The organism is Propionispora hippei DSM 15287 (assembly GCF_900141835.1).
GTDB classification, from domain to species: Bacteria; Bacillota; Negativicutes; order Propionisporales; family Propionisporaceae; genus Propionispora; species Propionispora hippei.
The window spans coordinates 248,680-273,100 of record NZ_FQZD01000004.1 but is presented as its reverse complement, the minus strand read 5'-3'; the positions used below and the strand labels follow the sequence as shown (position 1 = coordinate 273,100).

Here is a 24,421-nt window from a genome sequence, read left to right as displayed (position 1 = left end):
TAGGTATATGATAATAAAATATCGGCGATTAGTCAAACTGAATTTTAAAAAATTTACAAGACACGCCCTAAAACTTACTCCGTTGTTCCCGAAGCTCACCGATAATCTCCAAGTAAGAAGCATAGCGGCTCTGAGCGATGTGCCCGTCAGCGACGGCTTCCTTTACCGCGCACTGCGGCTCCTTGACGTGAAGGCAGGAAGAAAACCGGCAATGTGCCGAGTATGGTTCCATTTCCGGAAAGCAGTCTGCCAGTTGCGCCTCTTTAATGCCGGAAAACTCCGTAAAGCTAAAGCCAGGAGTGTCGACGACAAACCCTTCTCCCCCCGCTAACGGCAATAACTGGGCAAACCGCGTCGTATGTTTGCCCCGCCCGATCTTCTCACTTAATTCACCGGTAGTCAGTTGAAACCCCGGTTCTATAGCGTTTAAAAGAGTTGATTTCCCCACACCAGACGGACCGGCAAAAGCGGAAATTTTTCCGTACAGAATCTGTTTTAATTCCACTACACCGGTGCCCTCTTTGGCGGAGAGAGCAAGCACCGGATAGCCGATCGCTCGGTACAGGTTAATAATATCCTGCAATCGGTCTGCCGGCAACAGCTCAATCTTATTTATGCATAGGTATGCTTTTAAGCCGGACAAAGCGGCAAGCACTAGAAAACGATCAACCAGCCCCACATGAATGTCGGGTGTGGCAGCAGCAAATGTGACAATGACTTGATCAACATTGGCGACCATCGGCCGTTCCAATTTGGTACGCCTAGGTAAAATCTGCTCAATAACTCCCTTGTCCGGTCCGCTGGGCGTGTACTGCACGAGATCCCCCACCAGCAGGGAAAAACGTTCCTGCTTCATTCTGCCCCGCAAGGTGCAGGTAATTTGGCTCGAATTGGTTTGTACATAGTAAAAGCTATTATAGGTCTTTACCACAATGCCTTGTGTTAGCTCATTTTCCTGCATCACAATGTCTGCTCCTGGGTCAGTGTTCCGTTCAGATACACCTGCATGCGAACTTGCCCTACGCCTTCAATTTGCTTTTCAATTTTATCACCAGGCTTGTGCGAGCTTTCGTAAACCACTCTCCGGCCATTGGTGTCTGTAACTACAATTTGAACGACCTGGCGTGACGCCCCGTCAGGCACGGTAATCTGTACGATAGCCCGCTTAATGGCACTGGGCGCACTTCTTGCCACAGTAAAATCAATAGAAGTGCCCTCCGTCACCTCCGCTGCGGCAGGCGGATTCTGACCAATAATCGTACCAGGAGGATACTTATCGCTGGCCTCTTCCGTCACCTTGCCCTGCTTCAGTTTCAGGCTTTCCAATTGGGTGCTCACGGTAGTTAAAGGCGTCCCCTGAAAATCAGGCAGTACAATTTTGCGGGGAGTCGGGCCTTTGCTAACTACCAGATCAATGGGTGTACTTTTATTTACATGAGCCGGCGGACGGGGATTTTGGCTGATAACCGTATCGGCAGCCACATCAGCGGAAAACTGTTCATCCACCCTCCCCAGAGTAAGTCCCGCATTCTTCAGTTGCAGCTCCGCATCCCTGCGCGTTAAACCTCGCAAATCGGGCACTACGGTGATTTCACCGCCTTTGCTAACCACCAGCGTGATCGTACGCTGTTCCTTGACGGTCGCTCCCGCTTCCGGATACTGGGATACAACATACCCGGCGGGGACAGTATCGTTATAGGCCTCAGAAATGGAGACCCGTAAGTTTTGGTTACTTAATACTGTCTTCGCTATTTCGACCTGCTTCCCTACCACATCGTTGACCACCACATCATTATTGCTCCAGAACTTACCGAAGATTAGAAAAGAACCCAAAGCCACACCAAAAAACAGTAATACTAACAGCAGAATCCACCAAAGCTTGGATTTTTTCTGGTTATCAGCCCGTTTAGTTTCATTCTTTACCATACGGGTCGAAGCCGCATTGGTCTCCGTGATTTTAGGCAATACCTGAGTGGGAAAATCGCTGTGCGATAGCCTGCGGGTGTGATCATCATGCAAGTAATTCTGGGAAAGCTTAAGATCGGCAATCATTTGCCCGATATCATCAAACCTGGCCGTTACCTCCTTGGCCATAGCCTTTAGGACGGTAGCCTCAACCAAAGGCGGGATCTGAGGATTAATTTCCCGCGGCGGCCGGGGCTCTTGCTGCAAGTGCTGCAGGGCAATGCTAATGGGCGTCTCACCATTAAACGGTACAACACCAGTCAACATTTCATATAAAACAACACCCAAGGAATAAATATCCGACTTGTTACTTACCATTTCGCCTTTAGCCTGTTCCGGTGAAAAATAATGGACCGATCCCAAAATGGTTCCGGTATGATTCATCGTGGCCGAAGTAACCGCCCTGGCAATCCCGAAGTCCGTAACCTTCACCCGTCCTGTACGAGTAATTAGTATATTATGAGGTTTAATATCACAATGGACCAAATTATTCTGATGTGCATGCTCCAAAGCTTCAGCAATTTCTATGGCAATGCGGATTGCATTTTCCACCGGTAAAGCATTGCTGCGGACAATACGATCCTTCAGTGTCTCTCCCGATATGTATTCCATAATTATGTAATAAATGCCTTCATCCTGTCCAACATCATAAATATTTACGATATTAGGATGTGATAGCCTCGCGGCTGCCTGGGCCTCGCGGCGAAATCTGGTTACAAATTCATCATCATGGGTAAATTGCGAGCGCAGTACCTTGACGGCAACCGACCGATCCAACAGCTGGTCATGAGCCCGATAGACATCTGCCATTCCACCGCCGCCGATATGTTCCAATATAGTATACCTGTTGTCTAATGTTTTATTGAGCATGAACTTCACCCCCTTATCGTAATGCCTGCGCTAATATTTTCCGGGCAATGGGAGCGGCTATCTGACCGCCGGCCCCCGCGTTTTCCACAATAACAGCAATAGCAACTTCCGGATTATCGGCCGGTGCGAACCCGATAAACCAGGCATGCGATTCTCCATGAGGATTCTCTGCCGTTCCGGTTTTTCCTGCCACTTGGATACCGCCTAAACCGGCAGCACCGCCAGTACCTTCATTTACTACAGTTACCATCATATTTTTTATTTCATCAGCCACCTCAGGAGCAGCCGGTGTCAACCAAGCTTCCGGCGAGTACGTCTTTCTCACACTGCCGTCGGCAGAAAGTATTTGACTGACAAGAAAGGGTTTCATCAACTTTCCCTGATTCGCAAAACTACTGGCTAGTAACGCCATACGCAGCGGCGTAACCAATAAGCTGCCCTGACCGATCCCGGTTTGGGCCAGATCACCATCACTCAGTTTTGAAAACTCCGGCAAGTGACTTGGCGTTTCCTGCAAATCTTGCCCAAGGGGTTTTAGGAAGCCATACCGTTCAAACGTTTCTTCCAGTCTTTTACTTCCCAGTTTCAAGGTAAGACTGCCAAACATAGTATTGCAGGAAACAGCCAGACCCTGCTGCAAGTTAATTTTTCCATGTTTTTGTGAATCATGTTCATTAAGCACGTAATCAGGCCCGATTTTTAAGGCCCCGTCACAGTTGAAAGTCCAAGCCAAATCAACTATTTTTTCCCGCAAAGCCGCTTCCGCGATCATCACTTTTATGGTTGAACCTGGCGGATACAAGCCCTGGGTAGCTCGATTCAAAAGCAAACTGTCCTTGGAGTGTGATATATTGTCCCATTCAGCCTCTACCGAATTAGGATCAAAAGCCGGCTTACTTACCATCGCCAGAATCTCTCCGGTGCGGGGATTTAAAACGACAACGGCTCCCCGGTGACTGCCTAACGCTGAATAAGCTGTCTTTTGCAGGTTTACATCCAGCGTTAACTTTACATTATCACCCTGCTCCGGCATAAACAGTTGGGCAATAGCGCCCCACTGAGCTAAAGGTGTATTGAGGCCTGTCAAGAAAGCGGCATAGGAAGCTTCCAACCCTGATTTTCCATATTTATCACTATTATACCCGACGATATGCGCCGTTACCGGCCCAAAGGGATATTTGCGCTGCTGACCTGTCTCTGACCTTTCACTATAGGCAAGTTTATTGTTATTTCTATCCAGGATTTGCCCGGTTAATACCCGCTTGTTGGCTTCAGTGAGCCGCTTATTCAGCGGATGTTCGGCAAGCGAACGGCTCTCATAGGTTTGCAGATAGGAAACATGAATAAACAGGACGCATAAAAGGGCCAGAATACAAACGGCAACCTTACGAATTTGGCGGCGCAGCGAATTTTCAAATCCATCGAAGCGGTTGAAATTCATATGTTCTTAGGCCTCATTTCAGATATACCAAATAAAATTCCTAATAAGATGAAGCCGGACAACACAGAGCTTCCACCATAGCTGATCATTGGCAAAGTAATTCCTGTAAGCGGAAAAAACTTGGTAACCCCGGCAATAATTAAGAATATCTGTAAACCCATACTAGTGGACAGACCGCCGGCGAGCAAAGCACAAAAAGAGTCTTCCTGCAGCCAGGAAGTCCGAAAGGCGCGATAAACTAAAAGAATGTAGATTAGCAGCACTGCTCCCGCCCCTAAAAAACCAAGCTCCTCCCCTATGGCCGCAAAGACAAAATCGGTATGCACTTCCGGAATCATATTGGGAAATCCGTAGCCCAAGCCACTGCCCAGCATGCCGCCTGAACCAAAGGCGAATAAGGACTGCACGATTTGATAGGCTCTGCCATTTGGATCGGCCCAGGGATTAAGCCAAATATCCACTCTGGTTTGGATATGAGGATAGAGCATATAACATAAAACCGATCCGCCTAAAAACAGAACGGCCCCAATCAGAATATAACTCAACCGTCCACTGGCCATATAACTCATCAAAATGGTTATGCTGAAATATAAAAGCGCCGATCCCATATCCCGCTGTAAAACAAGCACCAGCATGGTTATTCCCCAGACAACCAGCAAGGGGGCAACAAACCGGGGATGGGGCAGTATAAAAGGTCCCACCCGTTTACTGGCATAAGCAAGTACCTCACGCCGTTCATTCAAATAGGCCGCCAGGAAGATGACAATGAACAGTTTGGCAAATTCCGAGGGCTGAAAACGGATGGGCCCTAAAATTACCCAGCTGCGGTGTCCGCCAATGTCCACACCTAACACAATTGCTGCCAGTAATAAACTAATACCAATAAAGCCGCAGATATATTTATATTTTGTCAATGCTTCGAGATTTTTCGAAAAATGAACGGTCAGACCAAAAGCTGCTATACCAAGCAACATCCAAAGTACTTGTAAAAAAAACAAATCCGGTGTCAAGCGAAAAACCATAATTAAACCAATCGCCGATAAGACGGCAGTCAACGGAAAAAATAGCGGGTCTCCATGATAACTGGTTTTGGACAAATAAATGCTTACCCCGAACCAGGCCATGACTACAGCAGCCACCGCGCCCAACACCGGATAATCAATATGCTTTTGAACCAGGCCGACAACAACGATACCGTTGATCAATACGGCACTGGCCAGCAGTAGCAAGAGATAATCCGTTTTCCCAGTTCTTGTCATTATACATCACCATATTGCAGCCAAATGGCCGTTATATTATCCATGCCGCCTGCCTCATTGGCCTTATCGATCAGGTTATCCACAACCTTTTGGCCTTCAACGGCAACACTATTTACAGCTAAAATCTGAAGAATGTCCTGCTCACTAAGCATATTAGTCAAGCCATCGGTACAGAGCAATAAATGATCCCCCGGTTTCCATTGAAACACACCGCTGTCAATTTTAATGTCAGAACTAGTGCCAACCGCCCTGGTAAGCATATTACGCTGGGGATGGGTCTGCATTTCGTCTCTGGTTATATTGCCATTGAGAAACAACTCCCAAACCAGCGAGTGATCACTGGTAATTTGCAGCATATTGTCTTTTTGAAACAAGTATAACCGGCTGTCGCCGACATGACTCCAGTAAACGGTATCTGCCTCCACATAGACTGCCGTCAGCGTAGTCCCCATTCCCAGATATTCCGGTTTACTTAGAGAAACCTGGTAAATTAGTTCATTGGCATGGGAAATGGCGTCTTCCATCAAATTTTGCAAAGGAATTTTCCCATATCCTGCCTCCACTTTTTCCAGCAAAGCCCTAATAGCCAGCCCGCTGGCAACTTCACCTGCCGCATGTCCACCCATACCGTCTGCCACAGCAAATAAATAGGGAGGGTGAAAGGCATAGCTATCTTCATTGATTTCTCTCATCCGGCCGATATCTGACTTCACACTGGCTAACAAACCGATCACCTCTCAAACTTAAAACTCACTGTCCCAATCCTTACTATGTCGCCGTCTTTTAGCGAGATTTCTCCCTTAACAGGACGGTCATTTAAAAATGTGCCATTGGTACTGTTCAAATCAGCTAACCAATAATCGTCCTTCTGTACGGCAATACACGCATGGTCATGAGATACAACCGTATCTTTGATAACAATATTGCTATGCTCATTCCGCCCAATCGTAAAGGTTTCCTGCAAGTAAAACTCCGAACGAGGAAAATGCAATCCACCGTTGTCAAGAAGGATAAGCCGGGCCTTTTTGTCGTTTGTAAAAAAAGCTTTTCCCGTAAGGTCGGTATACATATATTTTATTGCAAAATATAAAAAAAGGTATATAAACACCAAGAGACTGTATTGTAGAGCTATACTAACCGCATTCACTAAAACAAGTTTTTCCGGCAAGCTACTTCACCTCATATACAATGACCGTATTTCCCAGTTTTATTTCGTCTCCGGAGCGCAAAACTTTGCGGCTGACCCGCTGGCCATTCACATATAATCCATTCAAGCTATTCGCATCATGCAGGATATGACTGTTATCTTCATAGATAATATAAGAGTGCAACCGTGACGTATTCATATCCGTTAAAGTCAACTCATTACCCTCACGCCGGCCAAGATTGATTCTCCGCTTGCCGATTTCAAGACTCTTGCCTTCATCAACGCCTTCCACCACCTGCAATACGGCTAGCCTGCCTTCCTGCTTGTTGGCAGCGGGATTTAACTTAGTAAATACACGCGTATCAGACAGTTCGCTTTCCTCACTGCCACCTGCCGGCATTTCCATCAACGGTTCAGTGTATTTAGCTGTAACCCGAATATTCCCCTGAGACAACGTCTCATCCGGTTCCATACTAATAAGAGGATTTCCCACCAGCGTAAATCCCCTTCGTGACGCCTGTTCATTCAGATAGTTTGCCAGTTCAGCGCAAATAGTCTCCTGATACGGCAACATTCGGTCACAGTCTTGTTTACTTACATAAACTACATAGCCATTGGGAACATAAATATGGTCTACGCTAATAGAGCGAGCATCTTCCATGGCCCTGAACAGTTGTTTGGCAATTTCTACAGGCTGCAGTTCTCCTGCGATTTTCTTATTCAAAAAGCCTTCTATACATTTTTCAAATAAATCTTCCAGACTGCGGACAAATCTTATTCCCATATTATACACTCCAAATTCTTATAGCTGTATTATACGCTATATTTCCAGTATAGTCAAAAATAAGCATTATCACGCAAAAAAAGGCGTTAACCGCCTTTAGCCTGTTTTTCTAATGAATCGCTAATGTAATCAACGGTCAGTCTGGCGGGAGATTTCCCGCCAGGCAAGAAAGTAAAATCTAGAGGACAATGACTATTTTAAGCTTTGCTGACGCAGCCAGGCAGAAAAAGATTCGTCAGGGACAAGCGATATGAATAAATCAGTGATTCTCCAAATGCTCTTTCCTAAGCTGTCCGCAAGCCGCCTGAATATCCGCTCCCATTTCCCGGCGAACGGTAACATTGATGTTGCGGGCAAGCAGCGTTTGTTCAAACCTCTTGATTGCCTCCGCTCCTGGCCGCAAGAGCCCTCTTTCCGTTACCGGATTGACTGGAATTAAATTAACATTGGCCAACCGTCCCCGGAGCAGCTTTGCCAATTCCTCAGCATCACTAACACGGTCATTACGCTCCGCAATCAAAGTATACTCATAGGTGACCCGTCTTCCTGTCTGTGCAGCATAACGGTCTCCCGCAGCTAACAGGCCAGCGATAGGATATCGTTTATTTACAGGCATAAGTGCCGATCGGCTTTCATCATTCGCAGCATGTAACGAGATCGACAGAGTAATTGGCAACCCTTCTTGCGCCAACCGATCTATTTCCGGCACCAGGCCCGAAGTGGAAAGCGTGATGCTGCGATAACTCAAATGCAACCCATACTCCTCATGACACAAACGAATAAACTTGACCACATTTTCGTAATTAGCCAACGGCTCACCCATTCCCATAATAACAATGCTGTCTACTTTCTGTCCCTCCTGCGCAAGAAGAGACTCAATATGCAAAACCTGCGCCATAATTTCGCCGCAAGTTAAGTTTCTGGTCATCCCCTGCAAGGTAGAAGCACAAAAAACACAGCCCATGGCACAGCCAACCTGGGTAGACACACACACGCTATTGCCATAGGGCTGACGCATAAGTACTGTTTCCACAGCAGACTGATCGGGAAAACGGAGCAAATATTTGCTTGTCCTTCCATCTTCCGACTGCCAGACCGCCTGCAACTCATATTCCTTTACGGTAAAGTGCTCCGCCAGCAAGGTTCGCATAGACTTAGGCAGGTTGATCATGGCGGAAAAATCGGTTACATACTGCTTGTATATCCAGTTGACAAGCTGCGAGGCACGATAGGCCGGCAAGCCATAAGGTTTAATGACAGCAGAAATTTCCTGAACAAACAACCCCAGTAAGGCCACTTTCACTGCTACCACCTACCTTACTCTCTTCATTCGTGCAATAAAAAATCCATCTACCTGATCCCGCTGGGGCCATAACTGAACAGTTTGCTGATCGCTGCGGGGCTGTGGTAAATAGTCTCCCGTTTTTTCCAGTACAAATTCAGGATGGCTCCGCAAAAAAGCGTCAACGACTTGCGTATTTTCTTCCGGCTCGGTAGTGCAGGTACTGTAAACCAATATCCCGCCTGCCCTTACACAGCAAGCGGCACTATGCAATATTTGCAATTGCAGTTCAGGCAGTTCTCTGAACATGACCGGGCTTTTTCGCCATCTGGCATCAGGCTTGCGGCGCAAAACCCCCAGACCGGAGCAGGGAGCATCCACCAATACACGGTCGGCCTGCCCGGCATACAAGTCTCCGATCTTCGTGGCATCCAACACTCTGGTTTCTATCATGCCAATACCCAGCCGCGCTGCATTTTCTTCCACCAAAACCAGCTTGTGCTCATGCACATCCACCGCCACAATACGTCCCTGATTATTCATCAGTGCTGCCATATGAGTGCTTTTGCCCCCCGGTGCACTGCAAACATCCAAAATCAACTCTCCGGCCTGCGGCGCCACTACATGAGCTACCAGCATGGAGCTTTCATCCTGGATCTGAAACAATCCCTGTTGCAGGGACTGCAATGAACCGAGCGCAGGATGACCGTAGCAAAGAATCCCTTCCGGCGTCCACTGAGAAGCTTCGCATTCCACCCCTTCTTCCACCAGAACAGTCAGCAGTTTATCGCGGCTTATTTTCAATGTATTTGTCCGCAATGACAAAGGCGGGGTAGCATTGTTAATCCGACACAACGACTCAGCCTCCTCCGGACCAAGACGTTCAATCCAACGTTTTACAATCCAATCGGGATGAAAATACCGCAACGCCAGAGAGCGTACCGGATCGTCCTGCATATCCGGATATACTACCTTTTCTGGACTTCTTGCAGCATTTCTCAGTACTGCGTTGACAAACTTGACAGTGCCGGCATGACCATATTTTTTAGTTAACTCCACTGCCTGATTGCAGGCTGCCGAGGCGGGAACCTTGGAAAGAAAAAATAGCTGGTACACCCCCAGGCGTAGAATATTACGGATAACAGGGGCTACCTTCTTCAAGGAACGGCTGAGATAATGTTCAAGAATCCAGTCCAGTGTGGCCCCTGCTTTCACAGTTCCGTAAACCAGTTCGGTCACAAAGCGGCGATCCTGGTCGGAAAGCGGTTGCGCCCCCAGTTCTTTTGCCAGGGCAATGTTAGCATATGCCGCATTGGTATCAATCGTATTGATAATTTTTAGTGCGACTTCTCTTGCATCCAATCGTATCACCACTTTTAAAGAATTAATTATTATTTATTCTTACGCGATAAAGCTGCGGAGCGCTTCTTCCACTTCCTCCACATTAATTCGCGTATTGCAGCAAGGTCCGCAGGGACGCTGATTCAAAATCCCGATAACCGGCAGCGGGAACACATCCTGAATCCCGCTTGTCAGATCCCGTTCACAGGCGATAGCCAGCACGGCCTGGGGACGCAAAGTTTTTATAACTTTTCTTGCCAGCGTCCCGCCGGTAACAATAGCTACATGAACTCCATATTTTTTTTGCAGCCTGAGCAAATCACCGACCTGGCACATTCCACAGGAGCGGCAATTGGCCACATCGCGGGTTATCTTATGCGGGCAAGACTCTTGTTGAATACAATGCGGCGTGAGGATGAGCAGCCGTTCCGGCTTGACCCGTATATGCTTTTTCTTGATTAAATAATTGCTGACTTCAATGAAAGAACGTTCCACCCGCTCTTTTTCAAAATCCAGCAGTTTCCCGATACGAATGGCAACAGGAAACAACAGATTGATTGCCGACCATGCGTAGCCCTGAAATATGGACAACGTCGGCAAGCCCAGAATAGCCAGAATAATGCCGCCTACTCCGCAGGCAACTAAGAAGATGGCAAGCGCCAGCAAGCCGCCGAGAATAACGGGCAAATGTTCACTGATGAGAGCCAGTCCCGGAAAACTAACCATCCATAGCCCATAAATAGATAAAGCGGCAATTAGCAAACTGGCAAGAATAAGCGCCAAAAAAAGACGTTTTTTAGGACGAGGAATGACCCCGATCATAACCTTCACCCCCTACTCCATTTTTTCCCCTATGGCAGGAGAATATCCCGTAATATATTCACGACTGTTCATGCGTCGCTTACTTTCCGGCTGCAATTCATAAATTTCCAGCATGCCTTTTCCAGTTTCAACAACAAAAGAATCTTCGTTAATCTTACTGATCCGCCCCGGTTGTCCGCTAAAATTACCGTTCACAACTTGAGTCCGCCAAATTTTCACTAGCTTTCCCCGATGGAAAGCAAAGGATCCCGGCCAGGGATTTAACCCTCTGACCAAGTTGTGAATAGCCTCTGCCGGACAGGTCCAGTCAATTCTTTCGGTTTGCCTCGACAGCATCGGCGCATGAGTCGCTTTAACATGATCCTGCGGGATACGGGGAGCTCTATTTTCTATCAGCAACTGAACAGACTGGGCTAATAAAGCGGCCCCGACATGTTTAAGTTTCTCGTATAACTGCCCGGTTGTCTCTTCTCTGCCAATCAGTACTTCTTCTTTAAGTAACATATCCCCGGTGTCCATTCCCTCATCCATATACATGGTGGTAACACCCGATTTATTTTCCCCATTGATCACCGCCCAGTGAATGGGCGCCGCTCCCCGGTAACAGGGCAATAAAGAAGCATGCACATTGATGCAGCCCAGTGGAGGCAGCTTTAAAATAACCGGTGACAAAAGCTGGCCAAAAGCAACTACAACAATCAGGTCCGGGTTCCAGGCTCTTAAAGCTTCTACTGCCGCTTCCGTCTTAATTTTTTCCGGCTGAAATACCGGTATGTTGTGAGCCAAGGCGGTCTCCTTCACCGGTGAAGCCGTAAATTTCTGCCCCCGGCCCTTAGGTCTGTCCGGCTGAGTAACTACGCCAATCACCTCATGAGGACCGCCCTGTAATGTTTCCAAACAAGGCACGGCAAAATCAGGCGTTCCCATAAAAACAATACGCAGCTTGGTCATCACTTTTGCCCCTTATAAATGGTTTTTGCCCGTTCAATAAACAGCACGCCTTCCAGATGATCAATTTCATGCTGCAATGCTCTGGCAAAAAAACCGGTTCCTTCAATAGTAACGGTCTTCCCATGACGGTTGAGTCCCTCCACAGTAACCTTGGCGTAACGCTCCACTTCGCCAAATACACCGGGAATACTTAAACAGCCTTCAGTGCCAACCTCCAGGTCCTCGTGACTGATGATAACCGGATTGATTAGCTCAACCAAGCCTTCACCAATGTCAACAACAATAACTCTAAGTGATATGCCCACCTGCGGCGCTGCCAGGCCAACCCCATCGGCCGAATACATGGTATCCGCCATATTATCCAGCAATTGCTTAATCTTACGATCTATTTTAACAACCGGTTCCGCAAGTTGTTTCAACACTTCATCGCCGGCTTTTTTTATATCCAATATTGCCATGATGCATCCTCCCCATTCCATTGATTTTAACTGTCCATATTATGTCCAAATTCTAACACAAAAGTTTACGAAAATCTATGAGTTACCTAATGACTTTCCAGGTTTCGCCTCTTACAGTATATTCAAGGGTTCAATATCCAGCAGGACATCGTTGCGGCTATTTAGCTTTAGTTCCACTATCTGGGACTTTATATTAGCCAGTTCCTTCGATTTTATTAAAATATTAACGCGGTAGGAATTGTTAATTTTCGCAATAGGCGCAGCAAAAGGTCCTATGATTTCTGTTTGGCGGTCATACGGCAGTTCTTTTCCCAACTGCCGGGCAATGTGCTCGGCCTGACTGCGGGCCTGGTTTTCGTCAGAAGAAAAGACAGTAAGTTTGAGTAACTCGCTAAAAGGTGGATACTGCAGGCTTTTTCTGGCTTCAATTTCCTGCCTGTAAAAAACTTCGTAATTATGGGAAGAACTGGCCATAATGGCATAATGCTCAGGATTATACGTTTGAATAACCACCTGCCCGGCTTTATCGCCCCGGCCGGCGCGGCCTGCGGCCTGAGTCAGCAGGGAAAAGGTCCGCTCAGCGGAACGAAAGTCAGGCAAATTCAGGGCAGAATCGGCCGATATGATGCCTACAGCGGTTACATTTTTTATGTCGTGACCCTTGGCAACCATCTGTGTTCCTAATAAGATATCATATTCTCCCCGTGAGAATGACGTTATAATCCGGTCATGAGCCATTTTTCTGCCGGTGGAATCCTGATCCATACGGATGACCCGGGCCTGAGGAAAGATTTTTCCCAGTTCTTCCTCCAGCTTTTGGGTGCCTGTGCCAAAATAGCGGATATACCGGCTTGCACAGACAGGGCAAATATCCGGTGCCGGACAGCTAGCCTGGCAGTAATGGCAGCGCAGCATATTGCTGGAATTATGATAGACCATGGAAACGCTGCAGTGCTTGCATTTTATGATATGTCCGCATTCACGGCATAAGACAAAGGTTGCATAACCCCGGCGGTTGAGCAAAATAATGGCCTGTTCCTGCCGTTGCAGCGTATCGGCCAGCAATTGCTGCAGCGGTGCTGAAATAACACTGCGTCGCCCCTGGGCTAACTCCTCCCGCATGTCGACAATCTGCACTTCCGGCAGGAGGGAATGATCAATTCTTTTATTCAAGGTAAGCAATATATGCCTGCCCTGCTGAGCTTCATAATAGGTTTCCACAGAGGGGGTTGCACTGCCTAGCAACAGCACAGCTCCTTCCAGTTCAGCCCGCTTAGCAGCCACTTGCCGGGTATGATAATGGGGCTGCTCTTCCTGCTTGTAAGTAAATTCATGCTCTTCATCAATGACAATAATCCCCAGACGGGTTACCGGCGAGAAAACTGCCGACCGGGCACCAATCACTATACCGGCGCTTTCCTCTTGCAGACGCTGCCAGGCATCATGCCGTTCCCCGATTGACAGCTTGCTGTGCATTACAACCACATCTTCACCGAACCGTTCTTTAAACCGAGAGACGATTTGGCCGGTTAAAGCAATTTCCGGCACCAGGACAATAGCCTGGCGGTCTTGCTGCCGCACCGCGGCAACAGCTTCAATATATATTTGGGTTTTACCGCTTCCGGTGATTCCATGTAATAAGAAAGAACGGTACTGCTGCTCATCAATAGTAGGTATGATCCGGTCAATGGTTTGCTGCTGCTCCGGCGTCAGACGGACAGTCTGCTCCCGCAACCCCATACCGGAATAGCTGTTGCGCAGCACCTGCTGCTTCACATTCTCCGCCACTCCGGCTTTTACCAGACGGTTAACCGTGTCACGGGTAATCTGCCACGTGCTCAGGTCACTATATTTCACTTCTTCTTTTTGCAACAATAAAGCCACCAGACGTTTTTGCGCCGGCTTACCTACTAACGTTTCCAGGTAAATTTCGGCCTCCGCCGGGAGAATTGCCAACCGTACACTGGTTGTAAACTGGGGCACCGATCTCTTCTTTGCCGTCGTAGTACAAACAATCAATTTATTAGCTAATAAATCGTTCAGGGCGGCCTCCGTATAATCACCGAAGACTTTTTTCAACTTTGACAGAACCACCGGTTCATGTTTTTTCAGATAGTCATAGACCGCTTGCGGCTGAGGCGGTAAGCGGGACAGTATTTGTTCCATAGCCGCTTGCTCCAGGCCGGAAATTATACCGAACTGCTTTTCACTTTTTATGCCGGTTTTTCCCGGAATGAAAAGACGCATAGCCTCGGCTAGGGTACAAAGATAATACTCGCTTATCCACTTGGCTGTTTGCAACATGCTGTCACTAAACCAAGCTTGGCTATCCAATACATCCATAATCGGTTTTACTTCATACTCAAACGAGGTTTCCTCCGACAGAGCGGACAGAGCGACAATAAAGCCTTCATAGGTTCTGTTTCCGAAAGGCACTACCACCCGCCAGCCGATATCAAGAAAATGCAGTGTTTCCGGAATCGCATAGGAAAAAACTTTATCTATATTGCGGGCAGGTAAATTAACACACACTTGAGCTATGCGATTCATCAGTATCCCTCTCATACAAAGAGAGGACTTTACCAAGTCCTCTCCGAGATTTTAAAGCAGGCATATTTTCTATCGTGATGACAGTCTGATTCTTACAGATACCTACTGATTTATCTGAGCAGCCTGGCGTAATACCGCTGCCTTATCCGTCCGTTCCCAGGGCAAATCGACATCGGTACGGCCAAAATGACCGTAGGCCGCCGTTTGGCGATAAATTGGCCGGCGCAAATCCAGGGTATTAATAATTCCCGCCGGACGAAGGTCAAAGTGTTTTTCAATCAGTTTGACAATAACAGGCTCCTCGATCTTGGCCGTGCCAAAGGTCTCCACCATAATAGAGACCGGATGGGCAATACCGATGGCATAAGCCAATTGAATTTCGCACTTATCGGCCAGACCGGCTGCCACCACATTTTTAGCCACATAGCGGGCTGCATATGCCGCGGAGCGGTCTACCTTCGTAGGATCCTTGCCGGAAAAAGCACCGCCGCCGTGACGGGCCATCCCGCCGTAGGTATCAACGATGATCTTCCGTCCAGTTAAACCGGCATCACCCTGCGGTCCGCCTACCACAAAACGGCCGGTCGGATTGATATAATATTTTGTTTCCCCATCCAGCAAATGACCGGGAACGATTGGTTTAATAACCTTTTCCAAAACATCCCGTTCAATCGTGGCACCATCCACTTCCGGGCCATGTTGCGTAGAAATAACAATGGTATCCACCCGTACCGGCTTACCATCTTCATATTCCACAGTAACCTGGGTTTTCCCGTCAGGACGCAAATAATCCACTTCCCCGCTTTTACGGATGTCAGTTAAGCGTTTTGCCAGTTTATGGGCCAGGGAAATCGGGAGAGGCATATATTCTTCCGTTTCATTGGTTGCATAACCAAACATCATGCCCTGATCACCGGCACCAATGGCATCAATCAGGTCCATTTCACCCTTTTTTGCCTCCAGCGCCTTATCTACACCCAAAGCAATATCCGGCGACTGTTCATCGATGGATATGGATACACCGCAAGTATCCCCGTCAAACCCAAATTTGGCACGGGTATAACCAATATCCTTAATTGCTTCACGGACAATCTTAGGAATCTCCACATAACATTTGGTTGTAATTTCACCGGCCACATGGACCTGACCGGTAGTAACAAGCGTTTCGCAGGCGACTCTCGCCATCGGGTCCTGAGCAATAATCGCATCCAGAATACTGTCGGAAATCTGATCGGCGATCTTATCCGGATGTCCTTCCGTTACCGACTCTGACGTAAACAATACATGCTTTCCCATACTAATACCTCCTTATAACAAGCCAATAAAAAAACTCTCCAAAACGGGAGAGTAGCTATGTCACTCCCATCTTGTGTAAAACACAGGATTTGGCACCTTTTTAGCCTAGCTAACGGTTGCCGCAGTTTCATCGGGCCAGTCCCTCAACCTGCTCTTGATGAGTAAATCATATGTATTTTCAACAAAATAATTTTAAAATAGAAAAATAGAAAAAGCAACTATTTTTTTGCTATTTGCTGAATTTTATCGAAAATGACATCGGCCAACTCCCGTTTCGTCATTTGAGTGATTTCCTCAATCCGTCCGTCCCGGTACAAAAGCTTCACAATATTCGTGTCTGCATTAAAGCCTGCACCGGCCTGGGTAACATCGTTGGCAACAATCATATCCAGGTTCTTTCTCATAAGTTTGTCGCCGGCATGCTCTAGCAGCGACTCCGTCTCAGCAGCAAAACCGACCAAAATCTGTTGATTTTTATGTTGTCCCAGTTCCAATAAAATATCAGGATTTTTTTCCAGGACTAAAGTAAGCGTATCGCCGGCCTTTTTTATCTTTTGCAGCGCCACCTGCTGAGGTTTATAATCAGCTACGGCCGCCGCCTTAATAACAATATCCGCCCCTTGGTACTCGGCCAAAACAGCCTGACGCATTTCTGCCGCCGTTTCCACAGGCACATAGGCTACACCCTCAGGCGGCCTCAATTTAGTGGGACCGGAAATCAATGTCACTTGCGCGCCCCGTGCTTTTGCCGCTTCGGCCAGAGCATATCCCATTTTACCGCTGGAACGGTTGCCGATATAGCGTACAGGATCCAAGGGTTCTCTGGTTCCGCCTGCCGTAACGATAACCTTTCTCCCGGCCAAATCATTTTTTTCAACCCGATTTGCCGGGTTGGCAAGCTGCTTTTTCATAAAAGCAACAATATAATCGACAATACAGGCCGGCTCAGGCAGCCTGCCCTGGCCTTCCACGCCGCAGGCCAGCATGCCGCTGGCCGGTTCGATAAAGAAATAGCCCAAAGCCGTAAGCTTGGCTATATTTTGCTGAACCAAAGGATTGTTGTACATATTGGTGTTCATAGCAGGTGCCATGATCACCGGCGCTTTCGTAGCCATAATGGTGGTAGAAAGCATATCGTCGGCAATTCCATTGGCTACCTTGCCGATGATGTTCGCCGTGGCTGGCGCCACTACAAATAAATCAGCCGTGCTGGCTAACGCAATATGTTCTACATTCCAGTGCTTGACTTCACTCCATAGATCAACAGCCACAGGATTACCGCTCAATTCCCGGAAGGTTAAGGGAGTCACAAACTCAGTGGCCGCTTTTGTCATGATCACATAGACGGTGGCACCGGCTTTTTTCAAACGGCTTACCAATTCAACGGCTTTATAGGCGGCTATACCTCCGCTCACTCCCACTACTATGTTTTTCCCGTCAATCATGGAGTGCCTCCTATTTTATGCCTGTTTTTGTTCTCTCATAGGAAATCTTGTCACTTGCGACTTCTTCCAGAGCAATGGTCACTTGTTTGTTGGATTTGCTGTCCACCAAAGAGTCTTCGCCGTCCATAATTTCACGGGCCCGTTTAGCCGCCAGCACAACCAGAGTGTATTTACTATCCACTTTATCTACCAAAACATCAAGTGAAGGATGAATCATCAGGTTTTCCCTCCGTTAGTATATTTATGATTCGGCTGTTTTACAGCAGCATACGTCGTTGACCAACAGTGTATTGCGCTTTGCATTGCACTTTTCCGCCGTGATAATGGCGGAAATTTTGCGAACAGCTTCTTCAACCAAATCATTTACTACCACATAGTTATAGTGCTGCGCACAGTCAATTTCAAATGTGGCGCAACTGAGCCTGGTTTTTATCGACTCCAGGCTATCGGTCCCCCGTTTATATATACGGTTGGCCAATTCATTCAGGGAAGGAGGTATGATGTAAATAAAAACTCCCTCCGGAAATTTATCTTTTATCTGCATGGCGCCCTGCGTATCAATCTCCAAAATAACATCCTTACCGTCGTTTAAAAGTTCCATAACATATTGGCGGGGCGTTCCGTAACAGTTGCCATATACGTTGGCCCATTCCAGCAAATCATCCTTCGCTATCATTTCCTGAAACTCTTCCTGTGAAACAAACAAGTAGTTTGTACCGTGGACTTCTCCTGCGCGTGCCGCTCTCGTCGTCGCTGATACGGAATAATGCAAATTGGGATAGCTACGCAACAACTCTTTGCAAATTGTCCCTTTACCCGCTCCGGACGGACCGGATAAAACAATTAAGATTCCTTGCTGCGTCATAAAAAAGCTCCTTTCAACGTATATCTATTCTGCACTTTCGTCGCTGGTATCTTTGCTGGCCAGGCGGTGGGCTACTGTTTCCGGCTGAACCGCCGACAAAATAACATGGTCGCTGTCCGCAATGATAACCGCTCTGGTACGGCGTCCGTAGGTAGCGTCAATCAGCATCCCTCGGTCACGCGCTTCCTGGATGATACGTTTGATAGGAGCCGACTCAGGGCTTACAATAGACACAATCCGGTTAGCAGACACGATATTACCGAAGCCAATATTAATAAGTTTAATTTCCATAAGTTTAAATCCTCCTAAAATTATTTGTAATAAAGTTTTACTCTATATTTTGTATTTGTTCCCGAATCTTCTCAATTTCGCTCTTTACATCCACCACGATATTGGCAACACAGTAATCATTCGCTTTAGAAGCGATGGTGTTGGTTTCCCGGTTGATCTCCTGCACAATAAAATCAAGTTTTCTGCCCACAGGCTCCTTAACGAGCAAGGTCTGTTGAAACTGGGACAAATGGCTTTTTAACCGAACCAGTTCCTCAGTAAAATTAATCCGTTCCGCAACCAAAGCTACCTCTTGCAAAATACGGGCCTCGTCAAGCCCCACATTCAGCGTTGCCAGGGTGTCCCTCATACGGTTCAGCAATTTTTCACGGTATTCCACCATGATTTGCGGCGCCCGCTCTTCAATAGCCGCAATAAATCCCGACAGTTTTTCTATTCTGGCAGTCAAATCCTGGGATATATTGGAGCCTTCCGCCATACGCATCGTCAGCAAATTCCGGCTGGCTATATCCAAAGCCTGGGATAGTTTTTCCCACAAAAGAAGAGCATCTTCGTCAATCTCCTCCACGCGAATCACATCGGGGTATTTCGCTATGTGATACACGTTTTCTGCTTTGCCGCTGCCTGGAATGGCAAAAAGCTCTGTCAATTCTTTCAAGGCATTATGGTAAGCGATTGCCAGGTCTTTGTCAACCCTTACCTCACGATTCTTTTGCCCATATTCATCTATATTGATAAAAACATCAATCCGGCCGCGAAGTAATACATTGGAAAGATGCCGGCGTATCTTATCCTCAAATACGTTAAGATTTCTGGGCATACGAATGACAATCTCGTTATAGCGATGATTTACGGCCTTAATTTCTACCGTCAGCCGATGAGCATTGTCCACATATTCGCCTCGGCCAAAACCGGTCATGCTTTTTAGCACAGTATGTTGCACCGTCCTTTGCGTATGTTATTATTGACGTTACAATTCAGAAATAATCTCATTTTATTTTAAATTACTTCTTCTTACATTGAGAAATTCCTTTTTATACAGGTTTTCATATTCATTCCCTATTTCATTTTATACGATCCATATTAAAATAAAAGGTATGCTCCTGTTTATCGGCGGTGAGTATATGCAGCAACGCCGGTTTATCGGTTTGGATATCCTTTTCCTGAAAATAAAAATAACATTGGGCCATATACTGCGGCTTGTTGTCAGGCCAATTGGTTTTGGATACCTCTACCGTCGATTGGGCCGCTTTGACTGTATGCTTATCCTGTCTTACCGTCACTGCAGCATTTTTCATCAATGCGTCATTACCACCGTACAAGGTTGCACTAAAAATAACATAACCTGCGTAGTTCTCCAGGGTTTTACTGCTGTCTGCCGTTTCCACCGGTTTGCCTTGCTGTGCTTTACTGCGGGCATCAATGGCAATCAACAGAAAAGGAGTGTAGAGATACGCTCGCTCGGCAAACTCATCCAACTTGGGGGCACGTTCTTCGAAGGCCATCCAGGGAGCTAGAAAAGAGGTATAATCCTTTTTTACATTAGCGGTTCCATAAAGCTGGGCTTCTTTTATTACTTCAAGATTGATTGGGGATATTGCCAGGGCTTGACTACCGACGAGCAGACAAAATATCAGCGCCAAACTAACAATCCTCATGAAGCACCTCCCTTAGTCTTATGGCGTATATTATTATACTTTACTCTAAAAAATTCCTGTAAGCGTATGAAAAAAGTCGCCTGTTTGCAGACGACAATGCATTAGTGCGTGTCTTCCAACTATCCTAAACGCTCCCAGACGGTGCTTTTGGGGCCAAACTTCATTAAATTTTTTGAAACAGGGACGCTATTCCTGCAAAATTTTCCGTGCCCCATAGGGCATAATTCGTCTGGCCCGAAAAATCACTCGCCATGGATCATTCCGTTAGTTGATAGACACGTATTTAACGACGGTATTCTCCACGAAACACTTCGATAGCCGGTCCCGTCATAAATATATGATTGTTGTCGCCCCATTCAACAAACAGTTTGCCGCCATCCAAATGAACAGTAACCTGCCGCTTGGTCTTTTGGTTTAACACGCTTGCCGCTACAGCCGCGCAGGCGCCGGTACCGCAAGCCAGGGTTATCCCTGCGCCGCGCTCCCACACCCTCATCCGGATATTTTCCGCATTGAGCACCTGCACAAATTCCACATTAATCTTTTTGGGAAACAGTTCATGCTTCTCAAGTCCCGGACCAACTAACGGCAAATCAATACCGGCCGCATCATCGGTGAAAATAACGCAGTGCGGATTTCCCATAGAAACACAAGTACCATAATAAAGAACTCCATTTGCTTCCACCGGAATATGTATAGCAGTATCTTTCGCCTGTCCTGTCACCGGAATAACACCACGGGTCAGTTTCGGCTCTCCCATATCAACCCGGACGTTGACAACCCTGCCGCTTTCAAAAATCAACTCCGGGCGGATAATACCAGCACCGGTTTCCAAACTGATCTTTGTTTTAGCTGTCAGACCGTTCTCATATACATAGCGGGCCACGCAGCGAGTTACGTTACCGCACATTTCCGCTTCGCTGCCATCGGAATTAAAAATTCGCATATGAAAATCAGCGACCGCCGAAGAAGAAATTGTAACCAACCCATCGGCACCTATGCCAAAATGCCGGTCACAAACGGCAACCGCTAGTTGATTGCAATCAGTTATAGTCTCCTTAAAGCAGTCAACAAGGACAAAATCATTTCCCAGACCTTGCCATTTTGTAAATTGAAAACTCATATTACAACGCCTCCTTGCGCATCTATGCAACTGTTTTGACAAGCTTCAGTGATTGCCTAAGCACGTTTGGGCTGCGAAAACATATACCGTTTTTTTCGAAAAGCATATCGCACACCGCTGGTGATGAATGTCCAGCCAGAGATGGCTACCACCAACAGCCAGTCAAAGAGTGACATGGGAACGGTCTGGAATATACCTTGAAAAAAGGGATGATATACTACTCCGATCTGCATTAAAACAGAACCGGTCACCGCCAACACCAGATACTTATTTTTAGTTAAACCGACCTCAAATGCTGTGAATATCTCCGAACGGCAATCGAAAACATGAAACATCTGTGATAATACCAGTGTAACAAATGCCATCGTTCTTGCCAACTGCAAATTGTCCTGCAAAAGATAGACAAGAGCGAAAATCCCTACAGTACTGCAGGAAATCTGGATACCACGCATAATAATTTTACGGCTGAGCCCCCGGGAAAACACACTTTCTTCCGGATTTCGCGGCGGTCGCTGCATAATATCGTGTTGGTTCGGATCAATCCCCAGTGCCATAGCCGGAAAACCGTCAGTTACCAAATTGACCCAAAGAATTTGTACCGGCAGCAGAGGCAACGGGAAGCCAAGCAGTGAGGCAATAAACATGGTCAAGACCTCTCCCAGATTACAGGACAATAGGTAACGGATAAACTTCCGGATATTTTCGTAAATTCCCCGGCCTTCCTCTATAGCTGCAACAATGGTCGTAAAATTGTCATCGGCCAGGACCATGGCAGAAGCTTCTTTAGTAACATCAGTCCCGGCTTTCCCCATGGCCACCCCGATATTAGCCTCTTTTATAGCCGGGGCATCATTAATTCCGTCACCGGTCATAGCCACAACATGGCCGCGGCGTTTCAGCGCTTTTACAATTCTCAGCTTATGAGCGGGAGATACCCGGGCATATACGGCAACTTGGTCGACAATTTTATCCAGTTCTTTGTCATCCAGCTTTTCCAGTTCATGACCGGCAAGAGCATAACTGTTATTTTCCTGGTAGATCTGCAATTCACTCGCAATGGCGATGGCCGTATCCCTATGATCACCGGTAATCATAACCGTCTTGATCCCCGCCTGCCGGCAAGACAGAATAGCCTGCTTCACTTCGCTGCGCGGCGGATCGATCATGCCGATTAATCCGGCAAAGACCATGTCCCGTTCCACGCTTTCATCCAGAGCATCCTTATTGACCTGCTGCGGTCCCAGCTTGCGGTAAGCCAGGGCCAACACACGCAAAGCCTGTGAGGCCATGCTGTCATGAGCAGCCATGATTTGTTCCTTCATTTCAGGCGTAAGTACAACTTCCACATTGCCCTTATTATAATATTTACACACCTCCAGAACAGTATCGGCAGCGCCTTTGGTATATAAAGTATATAAGCCCTTCTGGCCATACACTACCGACATGCATCTACGCTCCGATGTAAACGGTACTTCTCCCAAACGGGGTTGCGTTTTTTCCACCGTTTCCCGCCATATACCGGCTTTTCCCGCCACCACTACTAAAGCTCCTTCGGTGGGATCACCTTCAATCGACCAGCTATCGGCCTGAGCCCTGCGCCATAAGCCGCTGATGCCCACATTATTGCGTTTAAGAACACTGTTATTGCACAAAGCACCAACGGTTAAGCATACCTGCAGCGCTTTTTCCCGTTGGAGGTTTACTTTGGCTTGATTAAGAAAAAATTCCCCTTTAATATCATACCCGTTTCCGGTCACTTCAAACGCCTGACTCCCGGCGAAAACCTGCCGTACCGTCATGGTATTTTGCGTCAACGTGCCTGTTTTATCCGAACAGATTACTGTCGTGCAACCCAGCGTCTCCACCGCCGGCAGTTTACGGATAATTGCATTGCGGCGAATCATGCGCTGAACACCCAAAGCAAGGGAAACTGTCACAATTGCCGGCAAGCCTTCCGGAATAGCGGCAACCGCTAAACTAATTCCCGCCATACACATTAAAAAAAGCGGTTCCCCTTTCCAGATACCAGTAAGCACTACAACCAGGCAGACAGCCAGACAACCCCAGACCAGTAAGTGCCCCAGTTTGGCCAGCCTGATTTCCAGCGGTGTAGGTTCCTGTTCTGCCGCCTGGAGCATGTCGGCGATGCGTCCGACTTCTGTCCGCATGCCGGTATCACAAACAATGGCGGTCCCTCGCCCCCTGGTGACGCTTGTACCGGCGTACACCATGTTTTTCCGGTCACCCAAAGCACTGGTTTCATTGCAAAGCAAGCTTGCTGTCTTACTTACAGGCAGCGATTCCCCGGTTAAGGCAGCCTCTTCCATCTCCAGCCCTTTCGTTTCTATCAAGCGGCAATCGGCAGCCAGTTTGTCGCCTGTCTCTATAATCAGAATATCACCAGGCACAAGCTCCCTGGCCGGGATTTGCTGCAAATTTCCGTTACGAAGGACTCTGGCGGTTGGTGCGGATAATTTCTGTAAGGCTTGCAAGGATTTTTCGGCCCTATATTCCTGTACAAAACCTAAAATGGCATTAATGATTACAATAATTAAGATAGTGGCCGCATCGGCAAATTCCCCTAAAAAGGCTGAAATTAATGTAGCTGCCAGCAATACCAGCACCATAAAATCCTGAAACTGGGCTACAAGTTTTTTCCACCATGCTATTTTCTCCTGGGCTGCCATTTCATTAAAACCAAACCGTTGCAATTTTTCTTTAACTTCTTTAGAAGATAAACCTTCGTTAACTTCAGTTTGCCAAAATCCGATGATCTCGTCTACAGTACGCCTATGCCACTGTTCCATATCAGCCCGTTCACCTCGCTAAGTATTGGTCATATACCCATGTTATTCGAAAAAACAGGTAATTAG

At 47.2% G+C, this 24,421-nt stretch carries 22 protein-coding genes and 1 riboswitch; all 22 genes read right to left on the bottom strand.

Annotated features, from left to right (window positions below; translation table 11 throughout):
- Positions 1-67: 67 nt before the first annotated feature.
- The 22 genes from rsgA to F3H20_RS01280 all read right to left on the bottom strand — a co-directional run bounded on the left by rsgA (position 68) and on the right by F3H20_RS01280 (position 24,355).
- Positions 68-961, bottom strand: a complete 894-nt coding sequence (gene rsgA / locus F3H20_RS01385; protein ID WP_149733289.1) for a ribosome small subunit-dependent GTPase A — start codon at positions 959-961, stop codon at positions 68-70.
- On the bottom strand, positions 961-2,835 hold the full coding sequence (gene pknB, locus F3H20_RS01380) for a Stk1 family PASTA domain-containing Ser/Thr kinase (RefSeq protein WP_149733190.1): 1,875 nt from the start codon (positions 2,833-2,835) through the stop codon (positions 961-963). The genes rsgA and pknB overlap by 1 nt, the downstream gene beginning before the upstream one ends.
- A 13-nt stretch (positions 2,836-2,848) precedes the next feature.
- Entirely contained in the window at positions 2,849-4,276 is a 1,428-nt protein-coding gene (locus F3H20_RS01375; RefSeq protein WP_149733189.1) for a peptidoglycan D,D-transpeptidase FtsI family protein, read from the bottom strand.
- Positions 4,273-5,535, bottom strand: coding sequence for an FtsW/RodA/SpoVE family cell cycle protein (locus tag F3H20_RS01370; protein ID WP_149733188.1), 1,263 nt, complete (start codon positions 5,533-5,535; stop codon positions 4,273-4,275). Before F3H20_RS01370 ends, F3H20_RS01375 begins: the two co-directional genes overlap by 4 nt.
- Complete coding sequence (locus tag F3H20_RS01365) at positions 5,535-6,269, bottom strand: Stp1/IreP family PP2C-type Ser/Thr phosphatase (RefSeq protein ID WP_223191551.1); 735 nt, start codon at positions 6,267-6,269, stop codon at positions 5,535-5,537. Before F3H20_RS01365 ends, F3H20_RS01370 begins: the two co-directional genes overlap by 1 nt.
- Complete coding sequence (locus F3H20_RS01360; RefSeq protein WP_149733186.1) at positions 6,266-6,703, bottom strand: FHA domain-containing protein; 438 nt, start codon at positions 6,701-6,703, stop codon at positions 6,266-6,268. Before F3H20_RS01360 ends, F3H20_RS01365 begins: the two co-directional genes overlap by 4 nt.
- A 1-nt stretch (position 6,704) precedes the next feature.
- On the bottom strand, positions 6,705-7,466 hold the full coding sequence (locus F3H20_RS01355) for an FhaA domain-containing protein (protein ID WP_149733185.1): 762 nt from the start codon (positions 7,464-7,466) through the stop codon (positions 6,705-6,707).
- Between the two features lie 259 nt (positions 7,467-7,725).
- The gene (gene rlmN / locus F3H20_RS01350) at positions 7,726-8,769 is read right to left on the bottom strand and encodes a 23S rRNA (adenine(2503)-C(2))-methyltransferase RlmN (RefSeq protein ID WP_149733288.1); all 1,044 of its coding nucleotides are present in this window, start codon (positions 8,767-8,769) and stop codon (positions 7,726-7,728) included.
- A gap of 9 nt (positions 8,770-8,778) precedes the next feature.
- Complete coding sequence (rsmB, locus tag F3H20_RS01345) at positions 8,779-10,110, bottom strand: 16S rRNA (cytosine(967)-C(5))-methyltransferase RsmB (protein WP_149733184.1); 1,332 nt, start codon at positions 10,108-10,110, stop codon at positions 8,779-8,781.
- Between the two features lie 39 nt (positions 10,111-10,149).
- On the bottom strand, positions 10,150-10,911 hold the full coding sequence (locus F3H20_RS01340) for a DUF116 domain-containing protein (protein WP_149733183.1): 762 nt from the start codon (positions 10,909-10,911) through the stop codon (positions 10,150-10,152).
- A gap of 12 nt (positions 10,912-10,923) precedes the next feature.
- Positions 10,924-11,862: a methionyl-tRNA formyltransferase gene (fmt, locus tag F3H20_RS01335; protein WP_149733182.1), complete on the bottom strand. Its 939-nt coding sequence runs from the start codon at positions 11,860-11,862 to the stop codon at positions 10,924-10,926.
- Positions 11,862-12,320: a peptide deformylase gene (gene def / locus F3H20_RS01330; RefSeq protein ID WP_149733181.1), complete on the bottom strand. Its 459-nt coding sequence runs from the start codon at positions 12,318-12,320 to the stop codon at positions 11,862-11,864. The genes fmt and def overlap by 1 nt, the downstream gene beginning before the upstream one ends.
- A gap of 111 nt (positions 12,321-12,431) precedes the next feature.
- On the bottom strand, positions 12,432-14,870 hold the full coding sequence (gene priA / locus F3H20_RS01325) for a primosomal protein N' (RefSeq protein ID WP_149733180.1): 2,439 nt from the start codon (positions 14,868-14,870) through the stop codon (positions 12,432-12,434).
- 102 nt (positions 14,871-14,972) lie between these two features.
- Positions 14,973-16,166 carry a methionine adenosyltransferase gene (gene metK, locus F3H20_RS01320; protein WP_149733179.1) on the bottom strand — a complete coding sequence of 398 codons (1,194 nt, stop codon included), beginning with the start codon at positions 16,164-16,166 and terminating at the stop codon, positions 14,973-14,975.
- A gap of 63 nt (positions 16,167-16,229) precedes the next feature.
- Positions 16,230-16,330: riboswitch (SAM riboswitch) on the bottom strand.
- A 54-nt stretch (positions 16,331-16,384) separates the two neighbouring features.
- The gene (gene coaBC, locus F3H20_RS01315) at positions 16,385-17,611 is read right to left on the bottom strand and encodes a bifunctional phosphopantothenoylcysteine decarboxylase/phosphopantothenate--cysteine ligase CoaBC (RefSeq protein WP_149733178.1); all 1,227 of its coding nucleotides are present in this window, start codon (positions 17,609-17,611) and stop codon (positions 16,385-16,387) included.
- A gap of 10 nt (positions 17,612-17,621) precedes the next feature.
- Positions 17,622-17,828, bottom strand: a complete 207-nt coding sequence (gene rpoZ / locus F3H20_RS01310) for a DNA-directed RNA polymerase subunit omega (protein ID WP_149733177.1) — start codon at positions 17,826-17,828, stop codon at positions 17,622-17,624.
- Positions 17,829-17,852: 24 nt separating this feature from the next.
- On the bottom strand, positions 17,853-18,476 hold the full coding sequence (gene gmk, locus F3H20_RS01305) for a guanylate kinase (RefSeq protein ID WP_149733176.1): 624 nt from the start codon (positions 18,474-18,476) through the stop codon (positions 17,853-17,855).
- 24 nt (positions 18,477-18,500) lie between these two features.
- The gene (gene remA, locus F3H20_RS01300; RefSeq protein ID WP_091743495.1) at positions 18,501-18,767 is read right to left on the bottom strand and encodes an extracellular matrix/biofilm regulator RemA; all 267 of its coding nucleotides are present in this window, start codon (positions 18,765-18,767) and stop codon (positions 18,501-18,503) included.
- Positions 18,768-18,804: 37 nt separating this feature from the next.
- Positions 18,805-19,698, bottom strand: coding sequence for a YicC/YloC family endoribonuclease (locus tag F3H20_RS01295; protein ID WP_149733175.1), 894 nt, complete (start codon positions 19,696-19,698; stop codon positions 18,805-18,807).
- Positions 19,699-19,831: 133 nt separating this feature from the next.
- Entirely contained in the window at positions 19,832-20,425 is a 594-nt protein-coding gene (locus F3H20_RS01290; RefSeq protein WP_149733174.1) for a hypothetical protein, read from the bottom strand.
- Between the two features lie 283 nt (positions 20,426-20,708).
- Positions 20,709-21,548 (bottom strand): diaminopimelate epimerase, encoded by an 840-nt coding sequence (gene dapF / locus F3H20_RS01285; protein WP_149733173.1) that lies wholly within the window; start codon positions 21,546-21,548, stop codon positions 20,709-20,711.
- 56 nt (positions 21,549-21,604) lie between these two features.
- The gene (locus F3H20_RS01280; RefSeq protein ID WP_149733172.1) at positions 21,605-24,355 is read right to left on the bottom strand and encodes a calcium-transporting P-type ATPase, PMR1-type; all 2,751 of its coding nucleotides are present in this window, start codon (positions 24,353-24,355) and stop codon (positions 21,605-21,607) included.
- Between the last annotated feature and the right edge of the window lie 66 nt (positions 24,356-24,421).

Coding starts and splice junctions, on each gene's coding strand:
- F3H20_RS01370 (WP_149733188.1), bottom strand. CDS start 5,535: ATGACAAGAACTGGGAAAACGGATTATCTCTTGCTACTGCTGGCCAGT.
- coaBC (WP_149733178.1), bottom strand. CDS start 17,611: ATGATTGACGGGAAAAACATAGTAGTGGGAGTGAGCGGAGGTATAGCC.
- rsgA (WP_149733289.1), bottom strand. CDS start 961: ATGCAGGAAAATGAGCTAACACAAGGCATTGTGGTAAAGACCTATAAT.
- F3H20_RS01280 (WP_149733172.1), bottom strand. CDS start 24,355: ATGGAACAGTGGCATAGGCGTACTGTAGACGAGATCATCGGATTTTGG.
- F3H20_RS01340 (WP_149733183.1), bottom strand. CDS start 10,911: ATGATCGGGGTCATTCCTCGTCCTAAAAAACGTCTTTTTTTGGCGCTT.
- pknB (WP_149733190.1), bottom strand. CDS start 2,835: ATGCTCAATAAAACATTAGACAACAGGTATACTATATTGGAACATATC.
- metK (WP_149733179.1), bottom strand. CDS start 16,166: ATGGGAAAGCATGTATTGTTTACGTCAGAGTCGGTAACGGAAGGACAT.
- F3H20_RS01355 (WP_149733185.1), bottom strand. CDS start 7,466: ATGGGAATAAGATTTGTCCGCAGTCTGGAAGATTTATTTGAAAAATGT.
- priA (WP_149733180.1), bottom strand. CDS start 14,870: ATGAATCGCATAGCTCAAGTGTGTGTTAATTTACCTGCCCGCAATATA.
- F3H20_RS01290 (WP_149733174.1), bottom strand. CDS start 20,425: ATGAGGATTGTTAGTTTGGCGCTGATATTTTGTCTGCTCGTCGGTAGT.
- rpoZ (WP_149733177.1), bottom strand. CDS start 17,828: ATGATTCATCCTTCACTTGATGTTTTGGTAGATAAAGTGGATAGTAAA.
- remA (WP_091743495.1), bottom strand. CDS start 18,767: ATGGAAATTAAACTTATTAATATTGGCTTCGGTAATATCGTGTCTGCT.
- gmk (WP_149733176.1), bottom strand. CDS start 18,476: ATGACGCAGCAAGGAATCTTAATTGTTTTATCCGGTCCGTCCGGAGCG.
- F3H20_RS01375 (WP_149733189.1), bottom strand. CDS start 4,276: ATGAATTTCAACCGCTTCGATGGATTTGAAAATTCGCTGCGCCGCCAA.
- fmt (WP_149733182.1), bottom strand. CDS start 11,862: ATGACCAAGCTGCGTATTGTTTTTATGGGAACGCCTGATTTTGCCGTG.
- def (WP_149733181.1), bottom strand. CDS start 12,320: ATGGCAATATTGGATATAAAAAAAGCCGGCGATGAAGTGTTGAAACAA.
- dapF (WP_149733173.1), bottom strand. CDS start 21,548: ATGAGTTTTCAATTTACAAAATGGCAAGGTCTGGGAAATGATTTTGTC.